General features: G+C 37.1%; 21 protein-coding genes. 4 read left to right on the top strand and 17 right to left on the bottom strand.

Going from position 1 to position 20843, the window contains the following annotated elements; translation table 11 throughout:
• Positions 1 to 10 precede the first annotated feature (10 nt).
• The 3 genes from dnaN to gyrB are packed head-to-tail and all read left to right on the top strand — an operon-like array spanning position 11 to position 4682.
• Positions 11 to 1114 (top strand): DNA polymerase III subunit beta, encoded by a 1104-nt coding sequence (gene dnaN, locus AB2N10_RS13600; RefSeq protein ID WP_354622898.1) that lies wholly within the window; start codon positions 11 to 13, stop codon positions 1112 to 1114.
• 44 nt (positions 1115 to 1158) lie between these two features.
• The gene (gene recF, locus AB2N10_RS13595; protein ID WP_369433968.1) at positions 1159 to 2241 is read left to right on the top strand and encodes a DNA replication/repair protein RecF; all 1083 of its coding nucleotides are present in this window, start codon (positions 1159 to 1161) and stop codon (positions 2239 to 2241) included.
• A gap of 11 nt (positions 2242 to 2252) precedes the next feature.
• The gene (gene gyrB, locus AB2N10_RS13590; protein WP_369433967.1) at positions 2253 to 4682 is read left to right on the top strand and encodes a DNA topoisomerase (ATP-hydrolyzing) subunit B; all 2430 of its coding nucleotides are present in this window, start codon (positions 2253 to 2255) and stop codon (positions 4680 to 4682) included.
• A 234-nt stretch (positions 4683 to 4916) separates the two neighbouring features.
• Here the strand turns inward: gyrB and AB2N10_RS13585 are convergent, their stop codons facing one another.
• The 5 genes from AB2N10_RS13585 to glyQ form a co-directional block, all read right to left on the bottom strand.
• Complete coding sequence (locus tag AB2N10_RS13585; RefSeq protein ID WP_354622896.1) at positions 4917 to 5252, bottom strand: AzlD domain-containing protein; 336 nt, start codon at positions 5250 to 5252, stop codon at positions 4917 to 4919.
• Entirely contained in the window at positions 5253 to 5960 is a 708-nt protein-coding gene (locus AB2N10_RS13580; RefSeq protein WP_354622895.1) for an AzlC family ABC transporter permease, read from the bottom strand.
• A 33-nt stretch (positions 5961 to 5993) separates the two neighbouring features.
• Positions 5994 to 7253 carry a valine--pyruvate transaminase gene (locus tag AB2N10_RS13575; protein WP_369433966.1) on the bottom strand — a complete coding sequence of 420 codons (1260 nt, stop codon included), beginning with the start codon at positions 7251 to 7253 and terminating at the stop codon, positions 5994 to 5996.
• 102 nt (positions 7254 to 7355) lie between these two features.
• Positions 7356 to 9422 carry a glycine--tRNA ligase subunit beta gene (gene glyS, locus AB2N10_RS13570; protein ID WP_354622894.1) on the bottom strand — a complete coding sequence of 689 codons (2067 nt, stop codon included), beginning with the start codon at positions 9420 to 9422 and terminating at the stop codon, positions 7356 to 7358.
• Between the two features lie 11 nt (positions 9423 to 9433).
• Positions 9434 to 10342, bottom strand: a complete 909-nt coding sequence (gene glyQ / locus AB2N10_RS13565; protein WP_369433965.1) for a glycine--tRNA ligase subunit alpha — start codon at positions 10340 to 10342, stop codon at positions 9434 to 9436.
• A 245-nt stretch (positions 10343 to 10587) separates the two neighbouring features.
• Between glyQ and AB2N10_RS13560 the strand changes: the two genes are divergently transcribed.
• Complete coding sequence (locus AB2N10_RS13560) at positions 10588 to 11289, top strand: DUF2161 family putative PD-(D/E)XK-type phosphodiesterase (RefSeq protein ID WP_369433964.1); 702 nt, start codon at positions 10588 to 10590, stop codon at positions 11287 to 11289.
• A 46-nt stretch (positions 11290 to 11335) separates the two neighbouring features.
• Here the strand turns inward: AB2N10_RS13560 and AB2N10_RS13555 are convergent, their stop codons facing one another.
• The 12 genes from AB2N10_RS13555 to rsmG form a co-directional block, all read right to left on the bottom strand.
• Entirely contained in the window at positions 11336 to 11761 is a 426-nt protein-coding gene (locus tag AB2N10_RS13555) for a F0F1 ATP synthase subunit epsilon (protein WP_354622892.1), read from the bottom strand.
• A gap of 15 nt (positions 11762 to 11776) precedes the next feature.
• A complete protein-coding gene (gene atpD / locus AB2N10_RS13550) occupies positions 11777 to 13174 on the bottom strand; it encodes a F0F1 ATP synthase subunit beta (protein ID WP_354622891.1) in 1398 nt (465 codons plus the stop codon).
• Between the two features lie 36 nt (positions 13175 to 13210).
• A complete protein-coding gene (atpG, locus tag AB2N10_RS13545) occupies positions 13211 to 14077 on the bottom strand; it encodes a F0F1 ATP synthase subunit gamma (protein ID WP_354622890.1) in 867 nt (288 codons plus the stop codon).
• A gap of 49 nt (positions 14078 to 14126) precedes the next feature.
• Entirely contained in the window at positions 14127 to 15668 is a 1542-nt protein-coding gene (gene atpA / locus AB2N10_RS13540) for a F0F1 ATP synthase subunit alpha (protein ID WP_354622889.1), read from the bottom strand.
• A gap of 12 nt (positions 15669 to 15680) precedes the next feature.
• Complete coding sequence (atpH, locus tag AB2N10_RS13535; protein WP_354622888.1) at positions 15681 to 16214, bottom strand: F0F1 ATP synthase subunit delta; 534 nt, start codon at positions 16212 to 16214, stop codon at positions 15681 to 15683.
• Positions 16215 to 16225: 11 nt separating this feature from the next.
• On the bottom strand, positions 16226 to 16696 hold the full coding sequence (gene atpF / locus AB2N10_RS13530) for a F0F1 ATP synthase subunit B (RefSeq protein WP_354622887.1): 471 nt from the start codon (positions 16694 to 16696) through the stop codon (positions 16226 to 16228).
• Between the two features lie 40 nt (positions 16697 to 16736).
• Positions 16737 to 16994 (bottom strand): F0F1 ATP synthase subunit C, encoded by a 258-nt coding sequence (gene atpE, locus AB2N10_RS13525; protein WP_354622885.1) that lies wholly within the window; start codon positions 16992 to 16994, stop codon positions 16737 to 16739.
• Between the two features lie 49 nt (positions 16995 to 17043).
• The gene (gene atpB / locus AB2N10_RS13520; RefSeq protein ID WP_354622884.1) at positions 17044 to 17865 is read right to left on the bottom strand and encodes a F0F1 ATP synthase subunit A; all 822 of its coding nucleotides are present in this window, start codon (positions 17863 to 17865) and stop codon (positions 17044 to 17046) included.
• Positions 17855 to 18259 (bottom strand): ATP synthase subunit I, encoded by a 405-nt coding sequence (locus AB2N10_RS13515; RefSeq protein ID WP_354622883.1) that lies wholly within the window; start codon positions 18257 to 18259, stop codon positions 17855 to 17857. Before AB2N10_RS13515 ends, atpB begins: the two co-directional genes overlap by 11 nt.
• A gap of 193 nt (positions 18260 to 18452) precedes the next feature.
• The gene (locus AB2N10_RS13510) at positions 18453 to 19373 is read right to left on the bottom strand and encodes a ParB/RepB/Spo0J family partition protein (RefSeq protein ID WP_369433963.1); all 921 of its coding nucleotides are present in this window, start codon (positions 19371 to 19373) and stop codon (positions 18453 to 18455) included.
• A gap of 12 nt (positions 19374 to 19385) precedes the next feature.
• Positions 19386 to 20180 carry a ParA family protein gene (locus AB2N10_RS13505; RefSeq protein WP_369433962.1) on the bottom strand — a complete coding sequence of 265 codons (795 nt, stop codon included), beginning with the start codon at positions 20178 to 20180 and terminating at the stop codon, positions 19386 to 19388.
• Between the two features lie 39 nt (positions 20181 to 20219).
• On the bottom strand, positions 20220 to 20843 hold the full coding sequence (rsmG, locus tag AB2N10_RS13500) for a 16S rRNA (guanine(527)-N(7))-methyltransferase RsmG (RefSeq protein WP_354622881.1): 624 nt from the start codon (positions 20841 to 20843) through the stop codon (positions 20220 to 20222).

Below are 20843 nucleotides of genomic sequence, written 5' to 3'. Positions count from 1 at the left end.
TATTTATATTATGCTGTTTACCATTTCTAGAGACGCATTTCTCCGCCCATTACAGTTAGTCGTTAGTTCAGTTGCAGGAGGGCGTCCGGCTTTACCTATAATGGGTAATATACTTATTGTTGTAAAAGACAATATATTAAGTCTTACGGGTACTGACCTTGAAGTAGAGCTAATTACACAAATCCCCCTAGAGCACCCATCTAAAGAAGGTGAAATAACTGTCCCTGCACGTAAATTGTTAGATATTTGCAGAGGATTATCAGGCCCTTGTGAAATAACGTTTGAAGTAAAAGAAAACAAAGTAACCATACGCTCTGGACGTAGTCGTTACTTACTATCATCATTACCTGCAGCCGATTTTCCAAATATAGAATCATGGCAAAGTTTGCTAGAGTTTACCGTTGCACAGGCGGAATTTAAAAAACTGATAGAACTAACCCAATTTGCCATGGCTAGCCAAGATGTTCGTTATTACCTAAATGGCATGTATTTTGAGGCTTCTGGTCAAGCTTTACGTAGTGTTGCAACGGATGGACATCGACTCGCCTCGTGTTCAATTTCACTCTCTGAAGCCATTAGTGAGCAATCGGTAATAGTACCTAGAAAAGGGGTGATTGAATTAGTTAAGCTGCTGGATGATGAACAAGCAAATGTGACCATTCAAATTGGTCACAATAACCTACGTGCAATTATTGATGGCTTTATTTTTACGACTAAATTAGTAGATGGTCGCTTTCCTGATTATCGTCGCGTTATTCCACGCAACGGTGATAAAGAGTTAATTTCGAGCAGAGAAACACTTAAACAAGCTTTTTCACGCGCTGCTATTTTGTCCAATGAAAAGTTTAGAGGCGTGCGCTTAACACTCTCAGAAAATCTTTTACAGATAACCGCAAATAATCCAGAGCGCGAAGAAGCTGAAGAGTATATTGATGTGAATTACCACTCTGCAGAACTAGAAATTGGCTTTAATGTAAGTTATGTATTGGATGTTTTAAATACAATTAAAAGTGATCAGGTAAAAATAACTTTTAGCTCATCTGATCATAGCGCATTAATTGAATCTATTGATAGTGAAGACTCTCTCTATGTTCTAATGCCAATGCGTTTATAGTCTATTAATATCCTATATTATTTACTAATTAAGAGTCTTGGTTAATGCCTTTAGACAAATTGATAATAAATCAGTTTCGTAATATTCACTCAGCTAACCTGACTTTTAATCACAAAATTAATATTATTGTTGGTGCTAATGGTAGTGGTAAAACATCACTACTTGAAGCAATCTACTTTCTTGGCCTTGGGCGTTCTTTTCGCACTCATCTTAATAACCGTGTTATTAATTATGAGTCCACTGAATTTACCCTATATGGTGAAATTAATCAGCAACAAAATATATTAACCCCGATAGGGCTAAAAAAATCACATAATGGCGATAGTATCGTTAAAATAAATGGTATATATGCTAAGAATTTAGCCATGTTAACGCAATATTTACCCATACAATTAATCACACCAGAAAGTCATACTTTGTTATCGGGAAGTCCCAAAAATAGACGAGCTTACTTAGACTGGGGCGTTTTTTATCATGATCAGCACTTTTACCATAACTGGGCTCGCATAAAGCGACTATTAAAGCAGCGTAATGCCGCTTTAAAGCAATGTAAGACTTACAAAGAGCTACAAGTATGGGATAATGAGCTTTGTCATTTAAGTGAGCTGCTGACAGTACAGAGAGAAGCTTATTTTAATCTGTTGATGCCACTAGTGGAAACAACCCTTAAAGACTTTTTGCCTGACTTTACTATTAGCAGCCAATTCTTTTGTGGGTGGGATAAAAACAATAAGTCACTGCAAAATTATTTAGCAGATAATTTTATGCGCGACAAACAGCTTGGCTATACAACAGCTGGTCCGCAAAAGGCTGATTTAAGATTTAAAATAAATAAGCTACCCGTTAGTGATGTTTTATCAAGAGGGCAGCTAAAACTATTTGTTTACGCCTTGCGCCTTGCACAAGGATTATTTTTAAACTCAATGAATAATAAACAGTGTGTTTTTTTAATCGATGATTTTAGTTCTGAGTTAGATCAGGCCAAACAATCTATATTAGCAAAACACATTAGCAATTCCGATGCTCAACTCTTTGTTTCTGTTATAGAAAAAGATAACATTGAGACTTTGTTTGGACATCAACGCACCATGTTTCACGTGGAACATGGCAAGATTACAGTAAAATAGGTGAAAGTATTATGGCTGAAAATAGTTATGATTCGTCAAATATAAAAGTACTAAAAGGGTTAGATGCGGTACGAAAGCGTCCTGGTATGTATATTGGCGATACTGATGATGGTACTGGTTTACACCACATGGTATTTGAAATACTGGATAACTCTATAGATGAAGCGTTAGCTGGCCATTGTAGTGACATCATTACAACTATCCATACTGACGGCAGTGTTTCTGTGCGTGATAATGGTCGTGGAATACCAGTAGATATCCATAAAGAAGAGGGGGTTTCTGCAGCCGAAGTGATCATGACGGTATTGCATGCTGGCGGTAAGTTTGACGATAATTCTTATAAAGTATCGGGTGGTTTACATGGTGTTGGTGTCTCTGTTGTAAACGCACTTTCTAGCAAACTACGTTTGACAGTAAAACGAAGTGGCAAAATACATCAACAAACATATAACAATGGCGTACCAGAAGCACCATTGGCCATCATTGGTGACTCTGAACAAACGGGGACTGAAATTCGTTTTTGGCCAAGTAAAGAGACTTTTTCAGATGTTCTTTTTCACTATGATATTCTAGCTAAAAAATTGCGCGAACTCTCTTTTTTAAACTCGGGAGTTTCAATTAAATTAATTGATAAACGCGAAGAAGATAAATCGGATCACTTTTGTTACGAAGGTGGTATTAAATCTTTCATCGAATTTTTAAATAAAAATAAAACCCCTGTTCACCAAAAAATATTTCACTTTGCCGTTGAAGGTGAAGACAATATAAGCGTTGAAGTAGCAATGCAGTGGAATGATGGTTTCCAAGAAAACATCTACTGCTTTACTAATAATATTCCCCAGCGTGATGGTGGTTCTCATTTAACAGGTTTCCGTGGAGGCTTAACTCGTACTCTAAATAATTACATGGAAAATGAGTTTGCTAAAGTAAAAAACAACAAAAACAAAACATCAACGGAAGGCGGTGACTCACGCGAAGGCCTAACAGCAGTAATATCTGTTAAAGTGCCCGACCCAAAATTCTCATCACAAACGAAAGATCGCTTAGTTTCATCGGAAGTACGTCCGATAGTTGAAAGTACAATGAGTGAGAAATTACAAGAATTCTTACTAGAAAATCCTGCTGAAGCAAAAATAATTACAGCTAAAATTATTGATGCAGCTAGAGCACGAGAAGCCGCTCGTAAAGCGCGTGATATGACACGTCGTAAAGGTGCTCTCGATTTAGCTGGTTTACCAGGTAAACTAGCAGATTGTCAGGAAAAAGATCCAGCGCTTTCTGAACTATACATAGTGGAAGGGGATTCTGCTGGCGGCAGCGCTAAGCAGGGAAGAAATCGTAAAAACCAAGCTATTTTACCGCTTAAAGGTAAAATTCTAAATGTAGAAAAAGCGCGCTTTGATAAGATGCTATCTTCACAGGAAGTTGCAACGCTAATTACTGCGCTAGGTTGTGGAATTGGCCGTGACGAATATAATCCAGAAAAAACACGTTACCATCGCATAATAATTATGACCGATGCCGATGTTGATGGTTCGCATATTCGTACATTGCTACTGACTTTCTTTTATCGTCAAATGCCAGAACTTATCGAACATGGTTATATCTATATTGCACAACCGCCTCTCTATAAAGTCAAAAGAGGTAAGCAAGAAACTTACGTTAAAGATGAATTTGAGTTACAAAAATATTTAACCACATTAGCAATGGAAAACTCTTCTTTACACGTAAATGCTGAAGCACCAGGAATATCAGGGATCGCACTTGAAGGTTTAATACAACGTTACCGTGCGGTACAAGATACGATTGAACGTTTAAAACGTCGTTTCCCGGTACAAATTCTAGATAAACTTATCTATAAACCAGAATTAACGGTAGATAATCTTTCCGATAAGACCCATACAACTAATTGGGCTAATGACTTAATTGAAACGTTAAATAGTGAAGATTTACAAGGGACTATTTATAGTGCTGATGTTGTTCTTTCTGAAGATGAATTAACAAATAAAGTGATCATCACTGTACGTAAACATGGTGTAGATACTAAATTTACCTTTGATGAAGAATATTTTGGCTCAGACGGTTATAGCTCTTTAGTCTCTATCGGGAATGAAATAACAGATGTTCTTGAAGAGGGCGCTTATATCAAGCGTGGCGAGCGTACAAAAGAAGTTAGTAATTTTATTGATGCTGTTAACTGGCTCATGAATGAGTCTAAGCGTGGTTTATACATCCAACGATATAAAGGACTAGGTGAAATGAATCCAGACCAGCTATGTGATACAACGATGGATCCAAATACACGCCATATGTTACAAGTGACAATAGAAGATGCTGTGGGTGCAGATCAACTATTCTCGACTCTAATGGGTGATAATGTAGAGCCGCGTCGTCAATTTATCGAAGAAAATGCACTACGTGTAGAAAATTTAGATATTTAATAACTTTAAAGTAAGTTTATACTAATAAAAAGCCAGCTTCTCAAGCTGGCTTTTTTATTATCTTTTAGGAAATATGCATAATTGAATGCTATGAAAATATAGAAAGCTGTTGCCGCTACTAACTATTTAGTAATAATACCCTAACAAAGAACCGACTATCTAAAATAACAATTTAACACCACATGTTCCACGTGAAACTAAACTGATTTTTTCATTTTATTCGAACTGATTTTGTTAACTAAATAGTATTGAATTCTGACAGATATACATATAAAGAGCAGTACCTCCCATAATGCTAAACAGAGCATTACCACGCCATAAATGCAGAGTGATAACTAAAAGTAGTGCTAATATTTCTGCTGGACCATCTGTAAATTCATTAAAACGTAGATCGCGAAAACAATAAATCAATAATAAAACCATCACAACCGGTGGTAAGTAACGCCCTAAATAAATCAATACAGGGTGTTCACTTACTTTATAAAGTACAACAAACGGTAATGCACGGGTAATAAAAGTAACAATAGCCATAACGCTAACAAATAATAAAAGGTAATAGCTATCTTGCATTTATAGGTTCCTCTGCTCGATCTCATCATTTGCGATTTGTTTTCGCTGTGAAATTAGCAAGGCTATAATGGAAACTAAAATAGACATTAGTAACATATTATCGCGGCTAAAAAGCCAGATTGATATAAATGCGATAACTGCAGCCATCAAAAATGGCCATGGCTCTCGAATCGATTTATATTGCTCGATCACTAATACCATAAATAATGCAGGAAGGGTAAACTCTAATCCGGAAGTATTTACATTGATATTCGCGCCGATAATAGCACCAAAAGTACAACCGATTATCCAATAACTATGATTCAGAAACGTAATTAATAGGTATAAATTAGTTTTCCCTTGTTCTTCCACAGGACGCGTACCCGTTAACAAAGAATAGGTCTCATCGGTAAGTCCAAAAATTAGATACATTTTTCGTAGCCAACTGGTCTTAAATTTATTAAGTAGTGTGATACCATAAAACATATGGCGGGAATTTAAAAGCAATGTAGCAATAGCGACTTCAATCAAATTAGCATGATTTGCTAACAAACCAACAGCAATAAATTGTGCTGCACCAGCGTAAATAATAGTCGCCATCAATGTGGCATATATCCAATGAAAGCCAAGTTCATTAAAGAGTATACCAAATGCCATGCCCATCGGAATATAACCACACAATACGGGGAATGTGTTTTTTAACGCTTCTAATAGGAGTGATTTATTCATTAATATCATTTAATTTGTTTCACGTGGAACAGATTAAACGCTCCCAGTTTCATACAAAGCATTAATTGTATCAGCAATAATATCAATAGCTCGCACTAATACCGTTTCAGATTGTGCATAGTTTAAACGAATACATTCATTCGTATGCGGCCATTGTTGAGATAAACCAGGAAAAAAATAATGACCAGAGACAACGATGACGCCTTTCTTTTTGAGTATTTTATATAATGAATCAGAGCTGATTGGCAAATCTTTAAACCATAACCACAAGAAGAGTGCACCTTCTGCTTCATGGATTCTAAAATTAGGGCTTTTAATTTTATCTTGTAATAGTTGTATGGCGCGTTGCGATTTATTTTGATAAAAGGGTTTAATGACCTGATCACTTAATTTTAAAATATCTCTGCTTTTAACTAATGGCAATGCAATCTCAGGCCCAATAGAACCGGGTGATAAAGCCATTATTCCCGACAAGTTAGACATTGCCTTAACTATTTTAGGGTTTGCGATAACAATACCACAACGAGCACCAGGTAAACCAAATTTAGATAAACTCAAACAAATGATTGTGTTTTCATTCCAAAAAGGGGTTACATCCGCAAAAATCATATTAGGAAATGGCACACCATAGGCATTATCAATAATCAGGGGAATATTATTTTCATGCGCTAATTTATCTAATTTTTCAATTTCATCATCCGTTAAAACGTTCCCCGTTGGATTAGTGGGGCGAGAAACACAAATGGCAGCGATATCATCGTCAATTTTTAATGCATCAAAATCAACATGGTATTTAAAGTGTCTATTTTCAAGTTCTGATATTTTCGGTTTAACAGCAACAAAAACATCTTCACTGACACAGGCATCTGCATAGCCTATATATTCTGGTGCAAGTGGAAATAAAATTTTACGTTTTTTTCCTGCTTTAAAATCACCAGCTAATAAATTAAACAGGTAGAAAAATGCACTTTGACTCCCATTCGTCAACATAATATTGTCTGCGGTTAAGCCCCAATCATACAGCTCATTGAAAAGTTCAACGAGGGCATCAATAAAACTATTTTTCCCCTGTGGTCCATCATAATTTGCCAGTGTTTTTAACAACTTACCTTGATCAAGTAATTTTTGTAATAGACCTTGTATTGTTATTTCTATTTCAGGAATAGTGGCTGGGTTTCCTCCTCCCAACATTAACAAGTCATCACCACCTTGAACACCTTGGTTAAGATCATCCATTAATTCTGTAATACCAGAATGACGAGTAAATTTATTTCCAAAAATAGAATAGGGCATTTTTTCCTCTATAAATTTATATGTTTCACGTGAAACAAAAAAGCTCAGTAATTACTGAGCTTTGAAATTAGCAATACAAATAATATTGTTAGTTAATCATCTCTATAAAACAGAGACATCAGCTACATTTAAAAATAATTGACGTAAACGGGCTAATAGCGCTAAACGATTTTGTTTAACTGACTCATTTTCATCCATCACCATGACATTGTCGAAGAACAGGTCTACAGGCGCTTGTAGAGATGCAAGTTCAAACAATGCTGACTCGTAGTCTCCTGATGCAAAAAGAGGGCTTAATTTGCTTTCTAGGGCGGTTAAAATCGCGTACAACGCTTTTTCTGCATCAGCTTCAAGCAAAGACTTATCAATATCACTACTGATAACACCAGTCACTTTCGCTAAAATATTACCAATACGTTTATTGGCGGCTGCGATAGGAGATGCTTCAGGTAGCTCTTGGAATTTAGCAACTGCTTGAATACGTTTTTCAAAATCAACAGGCTTAGTCGGACGACGATCCAATACTGATTGAATCAACTCAAGTGAATAACCACTTGCTTGATAAATAGAAGGGAGGCGTGCAAATAAGAAATCAACAACATCATTAGAAACATTATTGTTTGTGAGTTTTGAGCCATATTGTGCTTTGGCAATTTCAACCAATTCAACCATATCCAAATCTAAATTTTTATCCGTAATGATACGTAATAATCCGATAGCTGCGCGACGAAGTGCAAATGGGTCTTTATCACCCTTAGGTGCTTGGCCAATGCCGAATATACCTACTAGCGTATCGAGCTTATCAGCCAAAGATACTGCGCAAGCAACTAAAGAGGTTGGTAATTCATCACCAGAAAAACGTGGTAAATATTGTTCATTTAAAGCAATAGCAACTTCATCGTCTTCACAATCATGTCGGGCATAATACATTCCCATCACGCCTTGGACATCGGGGAATTCCATCACCATTTCAGTCATTAAATCGGTTTTAGATAATAACCCCGCGCGTTGCGCATGTTTAGTGTCCGCTTTTATTTGCACGGCAATATCTTCAGCGATGTTAGCGATACGTTCTGATTTTTCTTTTAAAGTGCCTAATTGTTGTTGGAATAAGACGCTTGATAAGGACTCTAAACGACTCGCTAATGATTTCTTTTTATCGGTTTCAAAGAAGAATTCAGCATCAGCTAAACGGGGACGAACAACTTTTTCATTACCACTAATGACTTGAGAAGGGTCACGACTAACAATATTTGAAACGAAAATAAAACGCGGTAATAAATTTCCAGACTTATCTAAAACAGGAAAATATTTCTGGTTATCTTTCATTGTATAAATCAGTGCTTCTGAAGGAACCGCTAAGAATTTTTCCTCAAAAGAGCCAACCAAGGTAACTGGCCATTCAACTAATGATGTCACTTCTTCAAGGAGGTCTTCATCTATCGCTGCGATACCATTTTCATGGGCAGCAACCGCTTCGACTTGATCGCGAATGATGGCTTTACGGCGTTCATAATCGACAATAACTTTACCGCTATCATCTAATATTTTTTCATAATTATTAGCGTGATCAAGCGTAAGTTCAGCTTCACCTAAAAAACGATGACCGCGGATAATACGCGCAGATTCTATCCCTAATAATTCACCTGCTATTAATTGGCTACCAAACAGCATACAGACAGTGTGAATTGGACGAATAAATTGAGTACTAGCAGAGCCCCAGCGCATCGGTTTAGGTATCGGTAATTTAGATAATGCAGATGCCGCAATACTTGGAATAAGTTGCTCAACAGGTAAGCCCTTCACTTCCGATTTGAATAACAACCACTCGCCTTTATCTGTGACTAAACGGTCAGCCTCTTCAATTGTTATGCCATTAGAACGAGCCCAGCCCAATGCAGCCTGACTTGCTTCACCCGCTTCATTAAAAGCAACATTAACAGCTGGACCACGTTTATCAATAACCTTATCAGGTTGAGTAGAAGCTAACCCTTTTACAATAAGCGCTAATCGACGAGGAGAAGCTAACCACCGAACATTTTCAAAAGCGAGTTCGGATTTTTCTAATTCAGCTTGGAAATTATTTGCAAATGCTTCGGCAAGCTTACGTAAAGACTTAGGAGGTAACTCTTCCGTACCTAGTTCAATTAATAAATTTTCTTGTGACATGTGACTCGCCTCTATTTGTCTTGTGCTTTACAAAGTGGGAAACCTAACGCTTCACGGGCGCTATAATAAGCTTCAGCAACTGCTTTCGATAAAGTACGTACACGTAAAATATAACGTTGACGTTCCGTCACAGATATTGCGTGACGAGCATCTAATAAGTTAAAGGCATGTGAAGCTTTCATTACTTGCTCATAAGCCGGCAAAGGTAAACCCGCTGCAATTAATTTTTGGCTGTCTTGTTCACATTGATCAAACTGTGCGAATAACGCTTCTACATCTGCATGTTCAAAATTATAGGTAGATTGCTCTACCTCATTTTGATGGAATATATCACCATAGGTTACGCGTCCTAATGGGCCATCAGTCCAGAGTAAATCATAAATGCTATCAACCCCTTGAATATACATAGCAAGACGCTCAAGGCCATAGGTTATTTCACCAGTAACTGGTGCACATTCAAGGCCACCAACTTGTTGGAAATAAGTAAATTGAGTGACTTCCATACCATTTAGCCATATTTCCCAACCAAGTCCCCAAGCACCTAATGTTGGTGATTCCCAATTATCTTCCACAAAACGAATATCATGGATAGAAGTATCTATGCCTATCTCCTCAAGTGACTGCAAATAAAGTTCTTGAATATTTTTTGGAGATGGCTTTAATACGACTTGAAATTGGTAATAATGCTGTAGTCTATTAGGGTTTTCACCATAACGACCATCAGTTGGACGACGACACGGTTGTACATAGGCACTGCTCATCGGCTCAGGGCCTATTGAACGTAAGAAAGTTTGAGGGTGAAAGGTACCCGCTCCTACTTCCATGTCGAGAGGCTGGACAATAGCACAACCATTACGAGCCCAAAAATCTTGCAACGCAAGAATCAGCCCTTGAAATGTTTTAGTATCGAATTTTTGCATGATTTCGGCTTTGAGTTGATAGATAAATGGTGGTTATTATACCTATTAGATGCTAATGATAGCAATGTTAATCAACAAGTGAACGTATCAAGGTCCATTAATTTGGTACGGATTATATACTAGGCCGACAAAAACAATACCAAGAACAGTTTTTTTGGCATAGACATAATAGAATATTTGCCTTGATGATAAACAACCATTCATTTTATAAAACAGTTATCATTTAGCTAATAAGTATCATATATATGACGATTCCAAGACAAGAAACCGATCTCTATTTACCAATAAAACAGTTCCTTGAAACTCGCGACTATAGAGTAAAAGGCGAAATTAAAGATTGCGATATTGTTGCTGTAAAAAATAGTGGCGGAGATGAGCAAATTTTAATTATAGAGTTAAAATTAAAGCTTAATATTACCCTATTAATGCAAGCAGTAGAACGTTTTACACTTAGTGATGATGTCTATATTGCAATACCTAAAAACATCCCAATTTATAAGAAAAAAAGCAAACAAGTTAAAAAATTAATAGCACGGTTAGGTATCGGGTTGATTATTGTTGATATTCAAAAATCACAGAGTTATGTAGAAGTTGTTTGCGATCCAAAGGATTATCAACCAAGAAAAAACAAACCCAAACAGAAAGCGTTACTAAAGGAATTTTCGACACGCATAGGCGATACCCAAGAAGGAGGCGCGACTCGGAAAAAAGGGGGATTAACGGCTTATAGACAACGCACTATCAGGGTTGCTCAATACCTAAATGAATATCACCAAGCAACAGGCGCTGAAATCCATAAAAATATCATTGAAAAGCAAGCTAACAGTATCTTATATCAAAACTATTATGGTTGGTTTGATAAAATACAAAGAGGTGTTTATGGTTTATCTAAAACAGGAAAAGAAGAGTTAATATATTGGTTAGCTATACAAAAAAACAGTAATTAAAATAAAAAAGGCAATCCAATGATCGCCTTTTTTGTATAAAGTTAATTTACTTCTTGCGTGTTAACTTAATTGCTCGCAATTGTGCTACTGCTTGTGCTAACTGTGCTGTTACAAGCGCGTAGTCAATATCCTTAGAAGGATGAGCAATCTGCTGTTCTGCAGAACGTTTAGCTTCTTCAGCCTTCGCTTTATCTAAATCGACGCCACGAATAGCTGTATCAGCCAATACAGTTACACCACCAGGTTGAACTTCAATAAAGCCGCCTGATATATAAATAACTTCTTCTTCACCGTGTTGTTTTACCAATTGCACCATTCCTGGTTTAATTGGTGTTAACAGAGGTGTGTGACCAGGCATGATGCCTAATTCACCTTCCTGACCAGACACTTGTACATGTGAAACTCGCCCTGAAAAAATAGATTTTTCAGCGCTTACTACATCTAAATGTGTGGTCATAGCCTTAGTAGTCATAGTAACCTCCGGTTATTACAAGCCTTTTGCTTTTTCAACCGCTTCGTCAATAGTTCCTACATATAGAAAAGCCTGTTCAGGAATATCATCGAAATCACCAGCAATTAACCCTTTAAAGCCAGCTAATGTATCTTTAAGTGATACATATATGCCAGGCTGACCAGTAAAGACTTCAGCAACATGATAAGGTTGAGTAAGGAATTTCTCAATCTTACGAGCTCGAGCAACAACGAGTTTATCTTCTTCTGATAACTCATCCATACCCAAAATAGCAATAATATCTTTGAGCTCTTTATAACGTTGTAAAATGCCTTGTACACCACGAGCAACATTATAGTGCTCTGGACCAACTACTAAGGGATCAAGTTGACGTGAAGTTGAGTCAAGAGGATCGATTGCAGGGTAAAGACCCAGCGATGCGATGTTACGTGACAATACAACCGTTGCATCTAAGTGAGCAAAAGTAGTTGCTGGTGATGGATCTGTTAAATCATCCGCAGGTACGTATACCGCTTGGATAGACGTAATAGAACCCGTTTTAGTTGAAGTAATACGCTCTTGTAGAACCCCCATCTCTTCAGCTAGAGTTGGTTGGTAACCAACGGCTGAAGGCATACGGCCTAATAGTGCAGATACTTCTGTTCCTGCTAGCGTGTAACGGTATATATTATCGATAAATAATAATACGTCTTTACCTTCATCACGGAAACGTTCAGCCATAGTTAAACCTGTTAACGCAACGCGTAAACGGTTACCTGGTGGCTCATTCATTTGACCGTAAACCATCGCTACTTTTGATAACTCTGGTTTTTCTATATTTACAACGCCAGCTTCTTGCATCTCAAAGTAAAAATCATTACCTTCACGAGTACGCTCACCCACACCTGCAAATACTGATAAACCTGAATGTTTCAATGCAATATTATTGATAAGCTCCATCATATTGACGGTTTTACCAACACCCGCACCACCAAATAGACCTATTTTACCACCTTTTGCAAATGGGCAAACAAGGTCGATAACTTTAACACCGGTTTCTAGTAATGTTGTTGCACTAGATTGTTCTTCATATGAAGGTGGCTCTCGGTGAATAGCATATTTTTCTTCCGAAGCAATAGGCCCACATTCATCGATAGGCTCACCCAATACATTCACGATACGGCCTAATGTAGCCAAACCTACAGGTACTGAAATTGCTTCTTTTGTATCTGTTACTTCTAAACCACGACTTAAACCATCTGAAGCACCCATGGCGATACAGCGAACAACACCGCCACCAATTTGCTGTTGTACTTCCATGGTTAGATTCTTTGCAGTCACGATCAATGCGCTGTATATATTCGGTACAGCATCTTGTGGAAATTCTACATCCACAACAGCACCGATAATCTGAACGATTTTACCTGTACTCATCTCTGATCCTCTAAAATCTTAAGTATGTTAATTTGCTTATACCGCAGCAGCACCAGCACAAATCTCAGAAATTTCCTGAGTAATTGCGGATTGACGTGCTTTATTGGCAACAAGTTGTAATTCATCAATGATGTCACTAGCGTTATCCGTTGCAGCTTTCATCGCAACCATACGAGCAACTTGTTCACAAGCTAAGTTCTCGACAACGCCTTGATACACCTGGGATTCAACATAACGAATTAACAATGAATCTAAAATATCCTTAGCTTCACCTTCGTATATATAATCCCAGAGATCATTAGCCACCTCTTTATCACCTTCCGCTTTTGGTAAAGGTAATAATTGATTTACTGATGGTTCTTGTACCATGGTATTAATGAATTTATTGTTCACTATATATAAGCGATCGAGTTTATTTTGATCGTAGGCATCTAGCATAACTTTAACCGAACCGATTAAATCACTAACTGCAGGTTGATCACTCAAATTAGAAACTTGAGCAACAACATTTGCGCCTAAGTTATTGAAAAATGAGGCTGCTTTAGAGCCTATAGCAACTAAATCAACTTCTACTCCAGTTTCAGAATATTGCTGCATTTGTGCAATAACTGGTTTAAATAAATTAATATTTAAACCACCACATAAACCACGATCACTTGAAATGACAATATAACCAACACGCTTAATTTCTCTTTCTTCAAGATAAGGGTGGTGATATTCCAATTTACCAAGTGCGATATGACCGATCACTTTGCGCATAGTATTCGCATATGAAAGCGAACTAGCCATTCGCTCCTGTGCGCGTCGCATTTTTGATGCTGCGACCATTTGCATGGCACCAGTGATCTTTTGAGTGTTTTTAATACTCGCGATCTTATTTCTAATTTCTTTATCGCCGGCCATTTCCTACTCCTAATTAATGATTAGTTAACTACCTAAGTAGTTAAACTAATTACCAGGTTTGCGTCGCTTTGAAAGACTCCAAGATAGCCTTGAATTTCTCTTCAATTTCGTTGCTATAATCACCAGTTTCATTAATTTGGGCATAGAAATCAGCATGCTCATTTTTAGCGTAAGAAAGAAGGGATGCTTCAAAGTCTAATATTTTTTCAACTTCAACATCAATAAGATAACCTTTCTCTGCTGCAAATAGTGATAATGCTTGCTCCATAATTGACATTGGAGAATATTGCTTCTGCTTCATCAACTCTGTTACTTTCTTACCGTGGTCAAGCTGCTTACGCGTAGCATCATCTAAATCAGAAGCAAACTGAGCAAAAGCCGCTAACTCACGATATTGAGCAAGTGCGGTACGGATACCACCAGCTAGTTTTTTAATAACTTTACACTGTGCAGCACCACCAACACGCGATACAGATATACCTGGATCAACCGCTGGACGAGTACCATTATTAAATAACTCTGTCGTTAAGAATATTTGACCATCGGTAATAGATATAACGTTCGTTGGTACGAATGCCGATACGTCACCTGCTTGCGTTTCAATGATAGGTAATGCAGTTAAAGAACCTGTTTTACCTTTCACAGCACCTTTAGTGAATTTTTCAACATAATGCTCACTAACACGAGAAGCTCGCTCTAGTAGGCGTGAATGTAGATAAAAAACATCACCAGGGTAAGCTTCACGACCCGGTGGACGTTTTAGCAGTAATGAAATTTGGCGATAAGCAACAGCTTGTTTAGAAAGGTCATCATATACAATCAGTGCGTCTTCACCACGGTCACGGAAATACTCACCCATTGAACAGCCAGAGTAAGGCGCTAAATATTGCAGAGCAGCAGCTTCAGAAGCAGATGCAACAACAACGATGGTATTTTCAAGCGCGCCATGCTCTTCAAGTTTACGTACTACGTTTGCAATTGTTGACGCTTTTTGGCCGATAGCAACATATATTGAATATAGGCCAACTGATTTTTGATTGATAATAGCATCAATCGCAATAGCTGTTTTACCTACCTGGCGGTCACCGATAATTAATTCACGTTGACCACGACCAATTGGAACCATTGAATCAATCGCTTTCCAACCAGTTTGTACCGCTTGGTCAACTGATTTACGGTCGATAACACCCGGTGCAATAACCTCTACTGGAGAAAAACCGTCATTTATAATCGGTCCTTTTCCATCAATAGGCTCACCTAAGGTGTTTACAACACGACCTAATAAACCTTTACCAACTGGTACTTCTAGAATACGACCCGTTGATTTAACTTTTTGCCCTTCTTTAAGATCTAAATAAGGCCCCATTACTACCGCACCGACTGAGTCTCGCTCAAGGTTTAGTGCCATAGCAAAACTACCATTTGGTAATTCAATCATCTCACCTTGCATACAGTCAGCAAGGCCGTTAATACGAATAATACCATCGCTTACGGAAACAATTGTTCCTTCATTACGAGCTTCACTTACCGCTTCAAATTTAGAAATTCGTTGCTTGATAATATCGCTAATTTCTGTGGAATTCAGTTGCATGCTAATTTCCCATTAAGATTGTAAAGTTTTAGATAATCGACTTAATTGACTGCTCGCTGAGCTATCAATGACTAAGTCTCCCGCTGTAATTACCATGCCGGCAATAAGCGATTTATCAATACTACAATTTAGGTTTACTTTTCGTGCGAGACGTTTTTCTAACGATTCACTCAACTCATCTTTTTGCTTTTTAGTTAAAGCATATGCAGAGACGACTAATACATCGACCTCTTTTTTATACTCATTTTCTAATTCAGCATAGAGTTGTGCTACGCGAGGCAAAACACTCAAACGTCCATTTTCAGCCATTACCTTAATCAAGTTTTGACCATTCTCATCGAGTTGATCGCCACAAACATTAAGAAATAAATTGGCTAGCTCTTGTACCGCTTTATCACTTTTTACAAATTCAGCTATAACTGGATTTTTTACAACTTCAGCAGCAAATGACAACATGTCAGTCCAAGCATCAATTGTGTTATTTTCAACAGCAAATTCAAAAGCAGCTCTTGCATAAGGACGAGCTACAGTAGTCAATTCAGACATAAGCTCATTCCTTATAGTTTAGCAACCAATTTATCAATAATGTCGCTGTTCGCTTCTTTATCAATAGTACGCTTAATAATTTTCTCTGCACCTGCAATAGCAAGAGTAGAAACTTGTTGGCGTAACTCTTCACGAGCACGATTACGTTCAGCTTCTACTTCGGCTTGACCTTGCGTAATAATTTTTTGACGCTCGATTTCACCTTCAGCTTTAGCTTCTTCAACAATTTGCGTACGTCGCTTGTTAGCTTGTTCAATAATAACAACTGCTTGCGATTTAGCCTCTTTTAAACTTTCCGATGCTTTAACTTTTGCTAATTCAAGATTTTTAGCTGCACGTTCAGCCTGCGTTAAGCCATCCGAAATTAACTTTTGGCGAGCTTCGATTGCCGCAATTAATGGAGGCCACACAAACTTCATACAGAACCAAACAAAAAATGCAAATGCAATAGCTTGGCCTAAAAGGGTTGCGTTTATATTCATAACAGCTCCTTAATAATTATGTAAATTAGAGGATCCGTTACTAAGCTGGTAGTTGAGCTAGGAATGGGTTTGCAAATACAAAGAATAATGCAACACCAACTGCGATCATAGAGATAGCATCTAATAGACCAGCTACGATAAACATTTTAGTTTGTAATGCAGGACCAAGCTCTGGCTGGCGTGCAGTTGCTTCTAAGAATTTACCACCTAATAGAGCAAAACCTACCGCTGTACCAAATGCCGCTAGACCAATCATAAGTGCAACAGCAATAGCCGTAGAGCTGATAATAGTTTCCATTTTTTTCTCCAAGAATATTTAAAAATTATATAAAATTAAGTCGTTAATATTAGTGATCTTCATGCGCCATGCTGAGGTATACAATTGTCAGCATCATAAAAATAAAGGCCTGTAGCACAATAACCAAAATGTGGAATATCGCCCATGGCACTGAGAGTGCTGCTTGCGTCCACCAAGGCATTAATGCAATCAGAATAAAGATCAACTCACCTGCGTACAGGTTACCAAACAAACGAAGTGACAATGAAATTGGCTTCGCTATCAAAGAGATTGTTTCCAGTACTAAATTAACAGGAATAAATGCCCAATGATTAAAAGGTTGCAAGGTTAGCTCTTTTACAAACCCACCAGCGCCTTTGATCTTAATTGTATAGTAAACCATCAATGCAAATACACTTAGCGAAAGGCCAAAAGTGGTATTTAAATCGGTTGTTGGTACTATTTTAAGATAAGGAACACCTAGCAACTGCTTGGCGGCTTCAGGTACAAAGTCAACAGGGATTAGATCCATTAAGTTCATCAGGAAAATCCAGACGAAAATAGTCAGAGCTAATGGTGCAATAACCGGGCTACGACCATGAAAAGAGTCTTTTACCGAGTTATTAACAAATTCAACGAGTAGTTCTACAAAACATTGAAATTTGCCAGGGACACCAGTTGTTGCTTTTTGTCCAACCTTGTAAAAAATAAACAAGAACAGAACACCTAAGCCAACTGAAAACAGGAGTGAGTCAATATGCCAAGTCCAAAAACCAGCATCCGCACACGCATGATTAAATGCTATGCCACCATCAACAGTACACATTTGTGCATTGGTCAGGTGATGTTGGATATACGCTGAAGAAGTTAATACTTCATCTTTAGCTGTCATTTTTCATCCCGTTATTATTGTGAAAAAAGAAAGGCGCGAACCACTGTGATATTAATAAGCAAAAAAAAGCGCTATAAAAAGCTAATAAAGACAGCTTAAAATAACCCAAAAAAATACTAAATAAAATAACAGTTAATACGATTTTAATAGCCTCTCCGCCATAAAACCCCCTAATAATTAGCTTTGTTTTGCTCGCCCCTGCATGTGCAAAAGCCATTAAAACAAAAATAATATTAGGAAGTGTAAAAGTTATTCCCCCAGCTAATGCTGAATAACCAGATTTAACTGAAGAAAACACTGTTAAAATCAATGCTAAAAAAAGCATAATTAATAATTGAAAAGCAAGTAAACGAAAACCAGCTCGCTGATTTTTCTTTACGATTTTAGCAACCATTATGATTCCCTTTTACCACTTAAAATATATCAATAAAAGCAATTAGTGATTGTTTTAATGACATAAATCAAAGTATACCGACAAAATTGTTCAATGCAATATTGAGAGAGCCTGCAAATATAACAAGCAACCTGCTACATTTAACATTTTAAATAAAATCATTACAAAATAGACTCTTTGTCACAGAATAACATCAATTATTACTCTTTTTTATTTCAATATTATTTATTAATATATCTAAATCATGGACAGATGAATAATCTATCACTAATTTTCCAGCTCCCTTAGCTCCTATTTTAGCAGTTACATTTAAACCAAATATTTTTTGAAATTTTTCAATAATTTGCTCTGTTTTTTCGCAAGGAGGAGGGGCGTTTTTAATTATTTTTGGGGTTAATGAATTTTTAACTAAGCGTTCTGTTTCACGCACATTAAGTGATTTAGCAACGACAATCTTAGATAGATCCGACTGTAAATCATGATCGCAGCTAAGTAATGCTCGTGCATGCCCCATTTCAATATCACCGTGTTCGAGTAATACTTTTACGTTTTCATCCAAATTATTTAAACGTAACAAGTTACTGACCGTTGTTCGTGATTTACCGACTGCTTTTGCAACCTCATTATGGGTAAGCTCAAACTCCTCAAGAAGTCGCTTTAATGCAATAGCTTCTTCCATCGCATTAAGATTTTCACGCTGAATATTTTCAATAAGTGCAATGGCTATCGCTGCGTTATCTTCTACATTTTTAATTAAGCAAGGGACATATTCTAAGCCAACTAATTTTGCAGCTCGCCAACGGCGCTCACCAGCAATTATCTCATATTTTTGATGACCGGTTTCCCTAATTACCAATGGTTGTATGATGCCTTGAGCACGAATAGAATTAGCCAACTCATCTAATGCTTCGCTAGACATATCTCGACGAGGTTGATACTTCCCAGGCTGTAAAAAATTAACCTCTATATCAATTAAGCTACCTTTTACATCATCGACAAGCTGCTGTGTTTTCTCTGCATTAAAATCATGAGAAACCTGTTTATTACGGTTAACCGTACTACTACTTAATAATGAGTCGAGTCCTTTTCCTAGACCTCGTTTTTTCGCCAACATGTTCATTCCTATTTAGGCTGTTTCTACATTTTGGTTTGCAAATTGCTCTTCTCGTCTTAATATTTCACCGGCTAGTGCTAAATATGCACGAGCACCATTCGATGATTTATCATAATACATCACTGGCGTACCAAAACTTGGCGCTTCAGCAAGACGAATATTACGTGGAATAATGGTTCGATAAACTTTATCGCCAAAATGTTTTTTTAATTGATCCGATACATCCGATGATAAACGATTACGAGGATCATACATTGTACGTAGAATGCCTTCTATTTTAAGCTCTGAGTTCACAACAGAGGCCAATTTGCTGATTGTATCAATAAGAGCTGTTAAACCTTCTAGTGCAAAATATTCACATTGCATAGGAACTAAAACAGAATCAGAAGCTGTCATGGCATTAACGGTAAGCATATTTAATGATGGCGGACAATCTATAAAAATATAATCATATTTATTTTTATATTTTTCCAAGGCAGTGCGTAAACGCGTTTCTCGAGCAAAAAACTCCATTAATTTAACTTCTGCAGCAGTGACATCACTATTAGAAGCAACCAAGTCATAACCACCAGATGTGTTACTTTCAATGACTTGATCAAGAGGTAATTGATCAATCAATAAATCATAAGCACTATGGGCAACTTCATATTTATCAATACCGCTCCCCATTGTCGCATTTCCTTGTGGATCTAAATCAATCACCAATACTTTGCGTTTCGTTGCCGCCATAGAAGCCGCAAGATTCACACAGGTTGTTGTTTTCCCCACACCACCTTTTTGGTTTGCTATTGCAATTATTTTGCCCACAAAAATATACTCTATATATGTTAATAATTAAGACTAAAATTAGATGCCTTTTATTTTTACTAAGCAACGTTCACCTTCAAGATTTGGTACTTGTAAGGAAATTGACTCTATAAATTCAAATGACTCGTTTAATTGTGCAATTTCAATCTCTGGAAATTGTCCTTTTAAAGCTAAAAAGTGACCTTTTTCATTGGGTAAATGTTTACACCAAAAAAGCATATCGTGTAGAGAAGCAAATGCACGACTCAATACTACATCAAATTTTTCTTCTGGTTGATATTCTTCAACTCGACTTTGTACCGTTGTAACATTTTTTAATCCAAGTTCAAGTATTGCTTGACGGATAAAACGAATCCGTTTTCCTAAGCTATCTAATAATACAAATTCTTTATCTGGATTTAATATTGCTAAAGGTAAACCAGGCAAACCAGGGCCTGTACCAACATCAATTAATCGTTTACCTTGGATATATGGTGAAACGACGATACTATCCATAATATGCTTAACAAGCATTTGCTTAGGATCTCGAACAGAAGTGAGATTGTAAGCCTTATTCCATTTACTAAGTAACTCAACAAGTTTTATTAACTTATCTTTTTGTATTTCAGTTACTTGCAAAGAGGTTTTTTCAAGCATCAGCTGTAATTCATCGAGCAAATTCAT

The organism is Psychromonas sp. MME1 (assembly GCF_041080865.1).
Taxonomy (GTDB): domain Bacteria; phylum Pseudomonadota; class Gammaproteobacteria; order Enterobacterales; family Psychromonadaceae; genus Psychromonas.
The sequence above is the reverse complement of the archived record's forward strand: the minus strand, read 5'-3'. Positions and strand labels throughout refer to the sequence as shown.